The organism is Hymenobacter negativus (genome assembly GCF_017571495.1).
Classification (GTDB): Bacteria; Bacteroidota; Bacteroidia; order Cytophagales; family Hymenobacteraceae; genus Hymenobacter; species Hymenobacter negativus.
In genome coordinates, this window is sequence record NZ_JAGETZ010000002.1 from 127,985 (window position 1) to 142,174 (window position 14,190).

At 60.1% G+C, this 14,190-nt stretch carries 11 protein-coding genes; 4 read left to right on the top strand and 7 right to left on the bottom strand.

Going from position 1 to position 14,190, the window contains the following annotated elements; translation table 11 throughout:
• Positions 1-20: 20 nt before the first annotated feature.
• The 3 genes from J4E00_RS04775 to J4E00_RS04785 form a co-directional block, all read right to left on the bottom strand.
• The gene (locus J4E00_RS04775; protein WP_208173892.1) at positions 21-1,211 is read right to left on the bottom strand and encodes a PQQ-dependent sugar dehydrogenase; all 1,191 of its coding nucleotides are present in this window, start codon (positions 1,209-1,211) and stop codon (positions 21-23) included.
• 184 nt (positions 1,212-1,395) lie between these two features.
• Positions 1,396-2,505 (bottom strand): SDR family NAD(P)-dependent oxidoreductase, encoded by a 1,110-nt coding sequence (locus tag J4E00_RS04780; protein ID WP_236049483.1) that lies wholly within the window; start codon positions 2,503-2,505, stop codon positions 1,396-1,398.
• A 193-nt stretch (positions 2,506-2,698) separates the two neighbouring features.
• Positions 2,699-4,828, bottom strand: a complete 2,130-nt coding sequence (locus J4E00_RS04785) for a sigma 54-interacting transcriptional regulator (protein WP_208173893.1) — start codon at positions 4,826-4,828, stop codon at positions 2,699-2,701.
• 301 nt (positions 4,829-5,129) lie between these two features.
• Here J4E00_RS04785 and J4E00_RS04790 point away from each other — a divergent pair, with 301 nt between their 5' ends.
• The 4 genes from J4E00_RS04790 (at position 5,130) to J4E00_RS04805 (ending at position 10,005) form a co-directional block, all read left to right on the top strand.
• Positions 5,130-6,494 carry a TolC family protein gene (locus J4E00_RS04790; protein WP_208173894.1) on the top strand — a complete coding sequence of 455 codons (1,365 nt, stop codon included), beginning with the start codon at positions 5,130-5,132 and terminating at the stop codon, positions 6,492-6,494.
• A 124-nt stretch (positions 6,495-6,618) separates the two neighbouring features.
• Positions 6,619-7,041: a universal stress protein gene (locus J4E00_RS04795; protein WP_208173895.1), complete on the top strand. Its 423-nt coding sequence runs from the start codon at positions 6,619-6,621 to the stop codon at positions 7,039-7,041.
• 126 nt (positions 7,042-7,167) lie between these two features.
• On the top strand, positions 7,168-8,280 hold the full coding sequence (locus J4E00_RS04800; RefSeq protein WP_208173896.1) for an HlyD family secretion protein: 1,113 nt from the start codon (positions 7,168-7,170) through the stop codon (positions 8,278-8,280).
• A gap of 153 nt (positions 8,281-8,433) precedes the next feature.
• Complete coding sequence (locus J4E00_RS04805; protein WP_208173897.1) at positions 8,434-10,005, top strand: DHA2 family efflux MFS transporter permease subunit; 1,572 nt, start codon at positions 8,434-8,436, stop codon at positions 10,003-10,005.
• A 182-nt stretch (positions 10,006-10,187) separates the two neighbouring features.
• Here J4E00_RS04805 and J4E00_RS04810 read toward each other — a convergent pair whose 3' ends face one another.
• The 4 genes from J4E00_RS04810 to J4E00_RS04825 all read right to left on the bottom strand — a co-directional run bounded on the left by J4E00_RS04810 (position 10,188) and on the right by J4E00_RS04825 (position 14,153).
• Positions 10,188-11,213: a hypothetical protein gene (locus J4E00_RS04810; protein ID WP_317196597.1), complete on the bottom strand. Its 1,026-nt coding sequence runs from the start codon at positions 11,211-11,213 to the stop codon at positions 10,188-10,190.
• Between the two features lie 109 nt (positions 11,214-11,322).
• Complete coding sequence (locus J4E00_RS04815) at positions 11,323-12,141, bottom strand: class I SAM-dependent methyltransferase (RefSeq protein WP_208173898.1); 819 nt, start codon at positions 12,139-12,141, stop codon at positions 11,323-11,325.
• Positions 12,142-12,421: 280 nt separating this feature from the next.
• Positions 12,422-13,768, bottom strand: a complete 1,347-nt coding sequence (locus J4E00_RS04820; protein ID WP_208173899.1) for a TonB family protein — start codon at positions 13,766-13,768, stop codon at positions 12,422-12,424.
• Positions 13,746-14,153, bottom strand: a complete 408-nt coding sequence (locus tag J4E00_RS04825; protein ID WP_208173900.1) for a BlaI/MecI/CopY family transcriptional regulator — start codon at positions 14,151-14,153, stop codon at positions 13,746-13,748. The genes J4E00_RS04820 and J4E00_RS04825 overlap by 23 nt, the downstream gene beginning before the upstream one ends.
• Between the last annotated feature and the right edge of the window lie 37 nt (positions 14,154-14,190).

A 14,190-nucleotide genomic window follows, 5' to 3' on the forward strand; every position in this document is an offset into this window, starting at 1 on the left:
GCAAGACCCAATTATTGACTCTATTTCTTGTAGGCCACGCGGTAAATCACGCCGTTATCATCGTCGCTCATCAGCAGCGAGCCATCGTTGGCTTGGATGAGGCCGCAGGGCCTGCCAAACTCCGACTTGTCATTTTCGACCAGGAAACCGGTGATAAAATCCTCGAACTTCTCAGGCTTGCCCTGCGCGTCGAAGTGCACGCGCACGATTTTGTAGCCTGAGGGCTGGGCGCGGTTCCAGGAGCCGTGCATGGTTACGAAGGCATCGTTTTTATAGGCGGCAGGAAACTGCGCCCCCTTATTGAAAACCAGGCCTAATGGCGCTGAATGGGCTTTGTAGAGTAGCAGGGGGCGCTGGTTTTTAGCGTCGAACTGCTCGTAGGTTTCGCCGCTCTTGGGTTTGTTGGCGGGGTAGTGCTTGCCGTCGGCGATGATGGATGGCCAGCCGTAGCCCGCGTCCTGCTTTATTAGGTTGAGCTCCTCCATCTGGTCCTCATCGCCGAGCCAGTCGATGCCGTGGTCCATGCCGAAGAGCTGGCCGGTGGCCGGGTGCCAGTCGAATCCAATAGTATTGCGCAAGCCATGGGCGTACACGCTACGACCCGAGCCATCGGTTTTCAGCACTAGAATGGTCGCGTTTTCGGGGTTGTCCTCGTCGCAGGCATTGCAGGTACTGCCCACTGACAGGTAAAGCTGGCCATCGGGGCCAAAGTGCAGGACGCGGTTGGCGTGCTGGCCAGCATCGGGCAGGTCTTTATAGAGGATTTTGGGCTCACTCAGCCCGCCGTCAGGCAGCACATCCGCCACGTAAACCTCCCGAATGGCACTGAGGTAAAGCTTACCATCTTTCAGGGCCAGGCCGTGCAAATGGGGCTTTTGGGCAACCTGGCGCACTACTTCAGCCTTGCCGTCCTTATTGGCATCGCGCAGCAAGGTGATGGTGCCCTTCACGCGGTTGCTCACGTAGAGGTCGCCGTTGGGAGCCTGGGCCAGCATACGGGGCAGGTCGAGGCCCTCGGCATATTTGGTGATGGTGAAGCCGGCGGGTACTTTCAGGGCCGCCACGCGGGCGTCGGTAGCAGGCAGTTTGTTGGGCAGGTAGATGTTGCCCGTCATGCGGAAGGGCGTGGCGGGCGGCGGCACGTTTTGAGCAGCGGCGGAAGCACCGGTCAGCAAGGTAACCGCAATGACAAAGGATGGAAGGAGGCGCATGAAGCAGGAAGATGGAAAGGGAACCCATTCAACTTCATATTGCGAGCTGGGGTTACGCTAACTTAGAAGCTGGCAGAATGGCTTCATGCCAGAGTAAATCGGATGATTATAAAGAAGCATCATGCTAAGCGGAGCCGAAGCATGATAGGCTAAAGCGCTCAGCCACTCATACAACCTTCAGAACCTACTCTGCGGCTGCCACCTTACCAGCTTTGCGCTGGCGCTTTTCCTCCTTCATCCGCTTGCGCACACCATCGTCGATGCCCCGGCCACTAGATACGGGCTGGTAGAGGCTGCCCGGCGTGGCGGGGGCGGGTGGGGCCGTTTCCAGCTGATAGTGGTGGTCGATATTGGCCGAAATGCGGTCGGTGAAACGCGGCGCAACCCGGTGCGAAAACACCGCTCCTTTGGCCTTCCAGCCCACCGGCAGCTCCTGTCGGGGCCGCACCGAGGCACGCACCATGGCATTCACCACCTTGGCCGGCGGGTCCATGGCAGCCATGCGGGGCGTGCCGCCGCTGTAGTTTGCCGCGTGGCCCCAGAAAGGGCTGTCCACCGCCCAGGGCTCAATAGTTACCACTTCGATATTCTTATAACCCTGCAGGCGCAGCTCGTGGTGCAGGGCCTGGTCGAGGTTGCGAACAGCCCCTTTGGTGGCGGCGTACACGGCGTGGTAGGCCAGTGGCACGTGGCTTTCCACCGAGCCCAGGTTCATAAGCGTGCCGCTGCCCTGGCCCTGGAATAGCTTGATGGCCACCTGGCTGCCGTACACGATGCCTTTCAGGTTGACGTCAATCATGCGCGAGTAGTCGGCCAGGGGCAGGTCCCAGAACTTGCCGATGCCGCCCACGCCCACGTCGTTCACCCACACATCGACCCGGCCGAACTGCTTCACAGCGGCCTCAGCCAGATGCTGTACTTCCTCAGGCTTGCTGATGTCGGTGGGTACCACCAGCGCCGTACCGCCGGCGGCCCGAATTTTCGTGGCAACTTCTTCCAGTGCGTCGGCGCGGCGAGCGGCCAGTACCACATTAGCCTTGAAGCTGCCCAGCTGCTCGGCCATGCCCCGCCCGAACCCACTGGATGCGCCAATGATGACGTAGGTTTTGCCCTGTACTTTCTTCCGGCCCGCTGCGCCCAACTTAGCTGTGGCGCAGCTGCTCAGGCAGCAGCTCGTTAGCAGCAGCGCCGCCAGCCAGTGCACCAAGCGGCGGGCGCCGGAAGGGTAGCTGGTCGGCATGCTAGTGGTAGTGGCCGGAATCATTGCGTAGAGCGGTAGCACCTGAGGCTCCATAGCGTAGCAGTAAAGTGGAAAGTCCTCTTTAGTACGACGATGCCTCGAAAGCTATGCTTGGAATACTACTGATTTTGCCCTGCGTAATTCTGCGGATTTGGGGTAGAAATACGGTGTAGGAGCGGAGTCGTACCCGCAGCCCCGCCCATGGTTGAACGAAATCATTACATCGGCGCGAGCGCAAGCCCCGCCCCTACACACCCACCATGCGCCGGATGCCCAGCTTCTTCATGCGGGCCTCCAAGGTTTTCGGATTGATATCCAGCAGCAAAGCGGCTCCTTGCGGACCGCTCACGCGGCCGCCGGTGCACTGCAAGGCGGCCAGAATGTGGTCGCGCTCCTGCTCCTTCAGCGTTTTGATGGGCGCGGCAGAAGGAGCGGCTGATATGGCAGGGTTCGCCAGCATCAGCGGGGCCCCGGCAAAGCCGGCAAACTCCAGAAACTGGCCCTGGCTCACAATGATGGACTGCTCCAGCACGTGTTCCAGTTCGCGGATATTACCGGGCCAGGAGTAGGCTTGCAGGGCGGCCAAATCATCGGGGCGGACCTGTCGGATGGGCTTGCCCAGGCGTTTGCTCAGGCGTTGGATGAAATGGCGCAGCAGCGGCTCAATGTCTTCGCGACGCTCGCGCAACGGGGCCAGCTCGATGGGAAATACGTTGAGGCGATAATATAAATCGGCCCGGAAGCGCCCAGCGGCCACCTCGTCGGCCAGCACGCGGTTGGTAGCGGCGATGACGCGGGCATCGGAGTGCAGCACTTTGGTGCCACCCAGGCGCTCGAACTCTTTTTCCTGCAACACCCGCAGCAGCTTGGCTTGCAGGTCGAGGGGCAGCTCCCCGATTTCATCGAGGAAGATGCTGCCGCCGTTGGCCAGCTCGAATTTGCCGATGCGGCGCTCCACGGCTCCGGTAAAGGCCCCTTTTTCGTGGCCGAACAACTCGCTTTCAATAAGCTGGGCGGGCAGGGCGGCGCAGTTGAGCTTGATAAGGGCGCGGGCGTGGCGAGGCGAGGCGTTGTGCAACTCACGGGCTACCAACTCCTTGCCCGTGCCGGTTTCACCGGATATCAGCACGGTGGTATCGGTGGGAGCCACCAGGCCAATGCGGCGCTGCACCAGCTGCAAGGCCGGGCCGCTGCCAACAAAAGCGCCCGAATCGGCTCCGAAACGGGCAGAGGTATTGATTTCATCCACCAGGTAGGTGCGCTCCTCCTCTACCTGGGCTTTGAGGGCCTCAATCTGCTCGAAAGCGAACAGGTTTTCCAGGGCCAGCGCAATCTGGGGCGTGAGGGCCAGCACGGTAGACAGGTCATCGGGCCGGAACGCCAGGGGGTTGGGTGAGGCCAGGATGAGCACGGCTGCGCCATCGGCCCGCTCCCAGATGGGCGCGATGAGCATGGCGCGCGTACCGTATTCCTCGTACACGCGGCGCAGCAGCGGGTAGCGCTGCGCCAGGGCCCGGAAATCATTGGCGGCGTACAGGCCGGCCTCTTGCAGCAGCTCGTTCATTTGCTGATACATGTTCGAGGTATCGAGCTGATTGAGGCCATTCTGGCGGTTGGGGTCGAGGGCCTGGAGTGGGGTGCCGGGCTCCTCGCTCAGCCGCGAAAACTCAGCAAAGCCCTCAAAGGCCTCCTGCTTGCCGGCCCGCTGCACCCGCAGGCCGAAGTATTCGAAGGCCACTACTTGGCTCAGGGCTTCGGCTACGGCCCGGAACAGGGGCTCGCGCTGCTTGATGCTGAGCAGGGCGTTGGTGATGTTGAGCTGCAGCGTACGTTCCTGCTCGCGGCGGGCTACCTCCTCAAAGGCCAGCGTGTTGGTAACAGCCACCGCGATGAGGGAGCCAATTTTTTCCAACAGCCTTTCGTCGGCAGGCGTCAGGTTGGGGTTACGGCGCGAGGCCAGGGTGAGAAAGCCCGTGAGGCGCCCGCCAAGGTGCAACGGCACGGCCGTGAGGTGCGTCACGCCCAGCTTTTCAAACTTATTGTAAGGCGCGTAGTCCGGGTAGTTGCACATGTACTCCTGGGGCGTGAACTGCCGCACGCGCGGGTCGGCCACCAGCAATTCGATGGGCGTGCCGGCAATGGGCGAAAACTGCTCCATGCCGGGGGGCACGGCCGGGGCTTCGTCCACGCCGTAGTAGTCGCGTAGGAACAAGCGCTTGTACTGCAATGTCTCATCGAAGACGTTGATGCCGATGAGGTCGAATGGAAAGATGAGCCGCAGCTTGGTCGTCACCACTTTGAACAACGAATCCTTATCGCGGATAGTTGCGATGGCTTCGTTGAGGTGGAGCAAAAGGGTTTCGTCGGTCGTGGGCATGTGCAGTGCGGTAAGCTTTCGCTGGCACCGCCGGGCCGGGCTTGTTGAAAAGCTAGCTTCTTACGGCGACTTAAAGTTCGCCGCACATTAAAATCTCCTTAAATAACAGGAGCAAAAATAAGGCAATTCCTACTATTTAAGGAATATACTCGGTCGAGCTATTCATGCCGGTACATCATAAACCAGCGAAACTTATTTTTAATTATCTAGTATTCAATGAATATACGTGAAAAACTTATTCCGCGATGGTGCTGGCATGGCTTTCGGTAAAGGCTGCGCACACCCTATGCCACTTGGCCTTATGTTTTCTTCTCAATCACTGAAAGGTTTTGCCGGTTTGTCGCTCTTCGGCGGCCTAGTGCTGGCTCAGCCGGCGCTGGCGCAAAACCAACCCGGCGTGCCGGCTGCCGCTCAGGCCATTGGCCTGGCCAGCGACTCTCTGAACCTTGGCGCAACCGTACAAGCTGTTCTCGATGCCAACCCCGGCATCACCAACCTCACCGAGCTGTCGAATGCAGCCACCAGCCGCCTGAGCCAGACGCGAGCCGGCTTCCTGCCCCAGATAACCGGTACGGCCACTTACACTCGCATCGACCCGGTGGTGAAGCTGCCCTTCAACGGTGAGACGCTGCAGTTTGCCCCCAATAATAACTACGATTTCCACGTCACGGCACAGTACCTGCTGCTCGATTTCGGCAAGAACGACGCCACAGTACGCGTGGCCGAATCGCAGGTGCAAACGGCGCAGGACAACATCACGGTGGCCCGGCGCGACCTGGCCTTCAACGCGGCGCAGGTGTACTACAACATCCTGTTCATGCGCGAGAGCATTCGGGTGCAAGACCAGCAAATTGCTTCCCTACAAGCCCACCGCAACGAAATGCAGAAGCGTGTGGAAGGCGGCGTAAGCACCAAATTCGACGTGACAACTACCGATGTGCGCATCACGCAGGCTGAAAACACCAAGCTCGACCTGCAAAACCAGCTCCGCAACCAGCAGGTGCAGCTGGCCCGCCTGTTGCATAAGCCCGAGCAGGCCGATATTCCGGTGAAAGGCCGCCTGGCTTACGAGCCCCAGCCCGTAGACATGCAGGCCGAGCTGACCAAAGCCAGCAACAACCGCCCCGAAGTGAAGCTGGCCCGCGACGCCGAAAACACGGCCGCGCTGCAAGCCCGCCTCATCGAGAAGAGCAACATGCCCAGCCTTGGTGCGGGCGTGCAGGCCGGCGGCAAAAACGGCTACATCTTGCCCGACATCGACCGGATTCGATTTAACACGGTGGGTGTGCTGCAATTGTCGGTACCGATTTACGACGGCAACAAGAATAAGAAGCAGCGGGTAGAAGCCGCCGCCAATGCCCGCGCCGCCGTGGCCCGCACCGCCGATACGCAGGAGCAAATCCGTGCCGACGTGCGCCAGGCGGTCAACAACATGGAATTCAGCCAGGCCCGCCTCAGCAACGCCGAGCAGCAAGTAGCCCAGGCCTCCGACGCCCTCACCCGCGCCCAGGGCCGCTACCGCTACGGCGTGGGCCAGAACCTTGACGTGCTCGACGCCGAAACCCAGCTGTCGCAGGCCCGCCTAGCCCGTGCGCAAGCCATGTACAACTATACCCTCGGCCAGTATCAGCTGAAGCGCGCTACCGGCGAGCAGATATGGCAATAAGTTTTTTAGTGGTTAGTGATTATCTGTTAGTATTTAATCATTTATTATCAATGCATTAATTCTGTTAATTCGAATTATTCCACCGTCCATTAATCACTAACCACTACCCATTAACTCTAAAAAAATGACCATTCTTTGTCCGCTTGATTTCTCGGCCGCATCGGCAGAGCTGGTGGCCTACGCTGCGGCGCTGGCCGTGGCAATGGGCGCCGAGCTGCGGCTGCTGCATGTGTGCGAGCCCCAGGAGGACCCCACCGGCCAGCAGCCCGATGCCACGGTTTTTGCGCCCTGTAAAGACCGGATGCAGGCCCTGCGTGCCTCGGCCGAAGACGCCGGCGTGGCCCATGTGCACACCGGCATGGTGCGGGGCGAAGCAGCCCCCGAAATTGTGGCCGAAGCCAGCCGCCAACAAGCTGATTTAATTGTTATTGGCGCACACGGTCAAACGGGCCTCACGCGCTTCCTAATGGGTACCACCGCCGAAATCGTATTGCGCACCGCACAGTGCGCTACGCTGCTGGTCCGGGCCCCGCTCCCTACTGCTTAATGAGGAATGAAGAATGAGGAGTGAAGAGTTAACCATCTGTGTTGCTTCACTCTGATATGTCTCCGTTCTCCCCTTTCCCTTCGTAATTCTTCATTCTTAATTCCTCATTCTTAATTCTAAGTTAAGATGGCCCAGACCCAAACCGCCCCCGACGTTCAAAATACCCCCGCTCCCTACCCAAACGCGGCCTCGACTGAAACCGAGCCGATTGAGGAGCCCAAGAAGCGTAACCCGCTTGTCTTTATCATCCTGGCCCTGGTGCTGCTGGTTGGCGGCTATTATGGCTTCACCCGCTACCAGTTTGCCAAAGCCCACGAAAGCACCGACGACGCTCAAGTAGAAGGCGACGTGTACCCAGTGCTGCCCCGCGTGGGCGGCCCGGTGCTGGATGTGAAAGTGGACGACAACATTCCCGTGAAAAAGGGCCAGGTTCTCGTGACTATTGACCCCGCCGACTACCAGCAGCGCGTGAATGCTGCTGAAGCCGCCCTCTTCGCCGCCCAGGCCCAGGTAACGGCCGCCCGCGCCGGTGTAGCCACCGCCCAAGCCAACGTGCGCACTGCTCAAACCGGCATCGGCGTGAGCCAGGCTAACCAGGAGCGGCTGCAGAAAGACTTGAAGCGCAGCACCTTCCTGCGCCAGCAGGACATCATTCCGCAGAGTGAGTACGATGCCGTGCAGGCCAACTTGAAATCCACCGCCGCCCAGCGCGCCACCGCCACCGACCAGGTGAACGTAGCCCGCCAGCAGGTAGCTGCCGCCGAGCAGCAGATTGCCGTGGCTCAAGCCGTGGTGAAACAGCGCCAAGCTGACCTCGACAACGCCAAGCTCCAGCTGAGCTACACCACCATCGCCGCGCCGCAGGATGGCATCATCAGCAAGAAGAACGTGCAGCCTGGCCAAGTAGTAGGGCCCGGCCAGCAGCTCTTCGGTATCGTGGGCAGCGCCCGCACCTGGGTGGTGGCCAACTTTAAGGAAACTCAGCTGGAAGACATGAAAGTGGGCCAGCCGGTGAAACTGGAAGTAGATGCCTATCCCAACGAGGAATTCAACGGCCACATCGAGTCGCTGTCGGCCGCTACCGGCGCCCGCTTCGCCTTGCTGCCCCCCGACAACGCCAGCGGCAACTTCGTGAAAGTGACCCAGCGGATTCCGGTGCGCATTGCCCTGGATAAAGTAGACCCCCAGCACCCCCTGCGCGCCGGCATGAGCGTGAATGCGGTGGTGCAGGTGAAATAGTTGAAGGCAACGGGCCAAGCGGCCGTCATGCTAAGCAAAGTCGAAGCATCTCTACCGCAGTCGTAATTCAATCAGATTAAGATTAGTTACGCGATGGAGATGCTTCGACTTTGCTTAGCATGACGGCCTTTTTAACTCTTAAACATTTAGTTAATGGAAACCGGATTTACCAAGTGGATTATCGTTGTAACGGTGGTCCTCTGCGTGTTGCTCGAGCTGATTGATACCAGCATCGTGAACGTGGCCCTGACCCAGATGATGGGCAACCTCTCGGCCACGCAGCAGGAAGTGACTTGGGTGGTGGCCGCCTACGGCATCGCCAACGTGATTGTGATTCCGATGACCGGCTTCCTGGCCGAGCAGTTCGGACGCAAGAACTACTTCTTCTTCTCCGTGGTGTTGTTCACGCTTTCCTCGATGGCTTGCGGCCAGAGCACCAACCTGTGGGAGCTGGTGGCCTTCCGCTTTATCCAGGGCATCGGTGGCGGTGCACTCATGGCCACTTCGCAGGCCATCCTGATTGACACCTTCCCGCCTAAGCAGCTGCCGCTGGGCCAGGCCCTGTTTGGCATGGGTGTAATTATTGGCCCCACCATCGGCCCCACGCTCGGCGGCTACATCGTGGACAACTACGACTGGCCCTGGATTTTCTACGTGAACGTACCAGTGGGCATTCTGGCCGCCATTTTCACGGCCTTGTTCATCCGCGACCCCGAGCGCATCAAAAACGCCATTCCTCGCCCGCTGAGCGAGATTGACTGGGCCGGCATTTTCCTGCTGATTCTGGGTGTTGGCTCGCTGCAGCTGGTGCTGGAGCAGGGCGAAACCGAGGACTGGTTTGAAAGCGCTTACATCAACAGCTTCGCGCTGCTGGCGGCCATCGGCCTCATTGGCTTCATCGTTCGCGAACTCACGGCCAAGGCACCCATCGTAGACCTGCGTGTGCTGGGCAAGAGCCGCAACCTGGCCGTGGGCTCGGTGTTGTCGTTCGTGCTGGGCTTCGGCATGTTTGCCTCGGTGTTTATCCTTCCTATTTTCACCCAGCGTATTCTGGGCTTCACAGCCGCCCAAACGGGCTATATGCTGCTGCCCGGCGCCCTGGCTTCCGGCTTCATGATGCCCGTTATTGGCAAGATGCTACAGGCCGGCGTGCCGCAAAAGGTGATGATTCCGGTGGGCTTCCTCATTTTCTTCGGTTTCACGTTCTGGATGGCCAACGTCATTTCGCCCACCGCCGGCGAATCTGACTTCTTCTGGCCCCTGATGGTGCGCGGGTTGGGCATGGGCCTCATCTTCCTACCCATCACCACCATGAGCCTGGCGGGCCTCAAAGGCAAAGACGCTGGCCAGGCCGCCGGCCTCACCGGCATGATTCGCCAGCTCGGTGGCTCGTTCGGCGTGGCCATTGTGGGCACGTACCTGGAGCGTAGCATTGCCCAGAACCGCATCAGCCCGCTGGCCCACATTTCGCTCTACGACAACGCCACGGTGCAGCGCATCCAAGCTTTCACGCAGAACTTCATGTCGCACGGCTTCACCATGGAGCAAGCCCAGCGGCAGGCCTACGCGGCCCTCGAAGGCATTCTGATGAAGCAGGTATCCATTATCACTTACTCACAGGTGTTCGCCATGATTGGCCTATTCTTCGTGGTATGCCTGCCGCTGGTGTTGCTCATCAAGCGCGCCAATACCGCCGAGAAAATAGACCTGAACGCCGCGCACTAAGCACGTGCCCATCGTTGCGAGGAGAGCATAGCAATTCGTCCTCCCAATATGATGAGCCCTGATTTGTGATATCACCATCGAAAAAGCCCCGACTCTACGCAGAGCCGGGGCTTTTTCGATGGTGATGGTTCGTTGAAGGGCAGGGCGGATTGGCGCGCTCCCCTCACAATAACCACTGGACCTTACTGATACTGAATATAAAGTGGAGAAGGTTTGAGGGCGATAACCTCGCTGGGAGTCATGATGTGGTGGGGCTTGGGCCGGGCATCGTACTCGTAGAACAGCTTGAAACCCGTGTACTGCACCGGCTCCGCTTTGATGTAGGCATCGTACGAATCCTTTTTCAGGGTGGGGTCGCCGTGGCCGTCCATGTGCATTACAATCTGCACGCGGGGGTCAAGCTTGATGTTTTTGTAGTTGGAAATCATCTTCCGGGTGAAGCGGTGTACGGTGAGCACCTTGGGGGGCAGGTGGTTCTCGCTCACGATGCGCGCCAGGAAGTTGACCGTGAAGTTCACATCCTTGGCATCGAGGGTGCCGATGCGCTGGTTGGGGCGCACGCCGGGCATGGTGGCCAGCGAAAACTCGGGGTCGATGCCCAGGTGGATGTCAGGCTGCTTCAGGTATTTCTCCAGCTTGGGGAGCTCCGCTTGCAGGGTGCTGTGGCCGGGCTGCACGTCCAGAAAGAGGATGCATTTGTGCTCCCGGGCCCAGGAAATAACTTCGTCAATTGTAGCGCTGGAGTTCATCAGGCGCCATTTGCCGTCTTTGCCGGCCGTGCCTTGGGCCGTGATGGTCACGTTGTGCAGAGCGGGCTGCACCGGAATGCTGGGGTCGGCGGCCTGCCACTCCTTCAGCACGCCCTCAAACTTGCGGAACATCTGGTCCTTGGGCTCACGACCCAAAATACCCATGCCTTTCGAGCGGATGTTGCCATAAAACGCCACGATGCGGTGGCCCGGCAGGATGGCACCCGGCAATTGACCATTTTTCCGGGCAATGGAGTCGGCCTTGAGCGAATCGCGGCGCATGGCCATGGCCTTGAGTTTGATGGTGTCAACGGGAGCGGGCTTGTTGGCGACGCTGTCGTTGGCGGCATTACCGCCATTTTCACCCTCGTTGGGGTTGGTTTTACAGGCGGGCAGGGCAAGGGCGGCAAACAGGCCCAAGGCAGCGACAAAGGCGCTGGGGGTGGCTTTTAAGAACACTGACAAGTGGGGACAAAACGGCAATAGATGGCTCAAAGGTAGCGCTTTCCGATGGGTCGGAAGTGCTCAAGCCATTAAAACCGGCTTAAATCCGGCCTACGCGCATTAGCTAGCGCGAAACCGGCTTCAAGGTCACTTCAAACCACGTCGTTGGGTCAGCCAACGGGTCGGGCACCTGGGCGGGCAGGGGCATGGGCGAATACAGCGCGCACAGTGTATTCTCTACCTGCACCAGCTGACCGGTGGCGGCGGCAGGCAACCCGTCGAGCAGCCCGGCCAACACTTCCCAGCGGGGCTCGCCGGGCTGCCGGCTGGCATCGTGCCACACCACGGTGGTAGCGGGGCCCACCAAGTGCTCGAAGACCCGACGCGTGTCGGTGAGCACGGCTTCGTAGCGGTGGTCGCCGTCGATGAAAATAACATCGAACGGGCCGTTCAAGCTTGCAAAATCATAGGTGGCAGAATTGCCGTGCAGGTGACGCACGTTGGGTAGCGGCTTTGAAAAGAAGCCGTGCAGGCTGATGTAGCGCTCGGGCAGGCCAAGGGCCCGGATTTCTTCGTCCGACAGATTCAAGGTGAGGACTTCGGCGGCTACTTCGGCTACGTTGGCGGCGCTCTCGCCGCGCCAGGTGCCAATTTCGAGGTAGCGGCAGCCGGGCACGCGGCGGGCCATTGCGCGCAGCAGCAGCAAATCCGTTGGCAGCGACCCCCCTTCGCGGAAGGCAAAGGGACGCACCACGATATCGGCTGGGCTCAGGAAATGAGCTAGTGCCACCATAGGCAAGCCCTTGGCAGTGAGGCTGCGACCGGCGTGGGCAAGGGCCTGCTGCTGCCAGCGGGCCACGTCGCCGGTTATCACGTGGTTGAGCAGCGAAGGGGTGCGGGCCAGGCTGCGCAGGGCCTGCAGGGCAACGGAAAGGCGGGACATTAGCTAATTGTCGAATCTGGGTTTCGGTTGTCAGTGCTTCGTTGTCAGTTGTTAGGCTTTGCTATATCCAGCCAACTGGCAACGAAGCACTGGCACCTCAACTACAAAGCAACTACAACCAGAGCGCCTGATATCACCGCTGCCCAATGAAACGCAGAAAGGCCCCGGCGCGAGCCGGAGCTTTTCGAGCGGTTTCCAGGTCGAATTAAACTATCGGCAGGCACGATAAAAAACGCATTCTAACGTCTCTGCATTGTACCTACCAACCCAAAAGAAGCTACTAGCAGCCCGCGCCGGGCGACTCCATGGTCCAGCCGTGCCAGCTGAGCGGCAGCCCATTGGCAGCACGCACCGTTGGTTTCCACAGAAACCGGATGGGCACGGTGTAGCTCACCGCCACCGGCTTGCCACCTTTGCGGCCGGGAACGAACGCAGGCAGTTTCTGGATGGCGGCAACTACGGCCGCATCATATTGCGGCCCCAGGCTTTTCAGTACTTTCACGGCCTGGACTTCGCCTTTTTCAGTCACGATAAAGGAAACGAAGGTGTTACCATCTGTGCGGGAGCCTGGGGGCACATCCGGGTAAGCCAGGTGTTGCTGAATTTCATTAACGATGGCTTCCGGGCCTCCACCGCCGGGTAGCTCGGGCATTTGCTCCACAGATTCATAAACTGCGGGCGGCGGGGGCGGGGAAGTAGCTGCAACGGCAGGCGCGGCGGGCGGGGCGGCTTTCTCGCAGGCTACGGCAACGAGCAGCACGCCCAGCAAGGGCAGGGCGAGCCACTGTTTCCAGCGGCGGATGGGAGTGGTTTTCTGAATCATGGCAATGCGACGGAGGGTTTGGGAATGGGAAAAGGAGTGCGCAAGCGGAACCGAGAAACCGAGGCGGCTGGCCACTTGCCGGGCCAGCAGATGGGTGTAGGAAGCGGAAAGGGCCGGCGTGGACTGCTCCGGGAGCAACGCGGCTGCGTCGGCCAGGTACTCGTGGGTGAGGGTCAGGGCCCGGCTGCACAGGTGCACAAAGGGATTGAACCACAGCGCGGCGCGTAGCAGCTCCAGCAGCAGGCGGTCGTAGGTGTGGCCCTGGCGCACGTGCGCCAGCTCGTGGTGCAGCACCTGTCGGGCTTCGGACGCACTCAAAGGCAAGGTTTCGTCCCAAAAAATAACTGAGCCGAAGGAGCTGGTGGGCAGCCGGCCGTGGGTTTCGACCAGCGTGTAGCCCGGATGCAGGGTGCGGGGCAGCCGGCGGGCAGCGAGCCATAAGCGGGCTAGCTCCGATGCTAAGCGCACCAACATCAGGACGACGCCGGTCAGGTAACCTATTCGCAGCCAGAAGCCCCAGTTAATGGCCGCGCCAACGGGCATATTGCCTGCCGAAACTTCGGCCGCTGGCAGCACCACAGACACCATCCCCGACAGCCCGGCTGGCCCGGTACCCCACCAGCTGGCTGGCCAGGCCAGCGGCAGCAGAGGCAGGCCCGCCGCCAGCACCGCTCCCAGCACCAGAAAGCCCCGGTTATAGGCAAAGCTGCGCTCTTGGCGCAGGGCGAGGCGGTAGCACGCCCACCACAAGCCCAGCAGCACGGTACTGAGCAGCATCCAGTTAAACAGGCTGAGCTGGTTCATCGTCGGTGGGGTTTTGGGGGTGCGTGGCGTGGCGGAGCAGTTCGTCGAGTTGGGCGGCATCGAGGTTTTCTTCCTTGGCGAAGAAGGAAACCAGACGGCTGAATGAGTTGCCGAAGTGGCCGCCCAGCAGCTTGCGTAGCGAGAAGCGACGGTAGTCGTCTTGAGCTACCAGCACGAAGTAGCGGTGCGTGCGCCCGAAAGCTTCGTGCCCCACAAAACCCTTGGTCTCGAGGATGCGGATGATGGTGGACACGGTGTTGTAGGCTGGCTGCGGGGCGGGTAGCTCGGCCAGCACGTCTTTCACGAAGGCAGGGCCTTGGCGCCAGAGCACTTGCATGACTTGTTCTTCAGCACGGGTGAGTTCGGGGAAGGAAGAAGGGTCCATAGGCATAAGGTGTTAGCGCAAGTAATTAAGATAATGC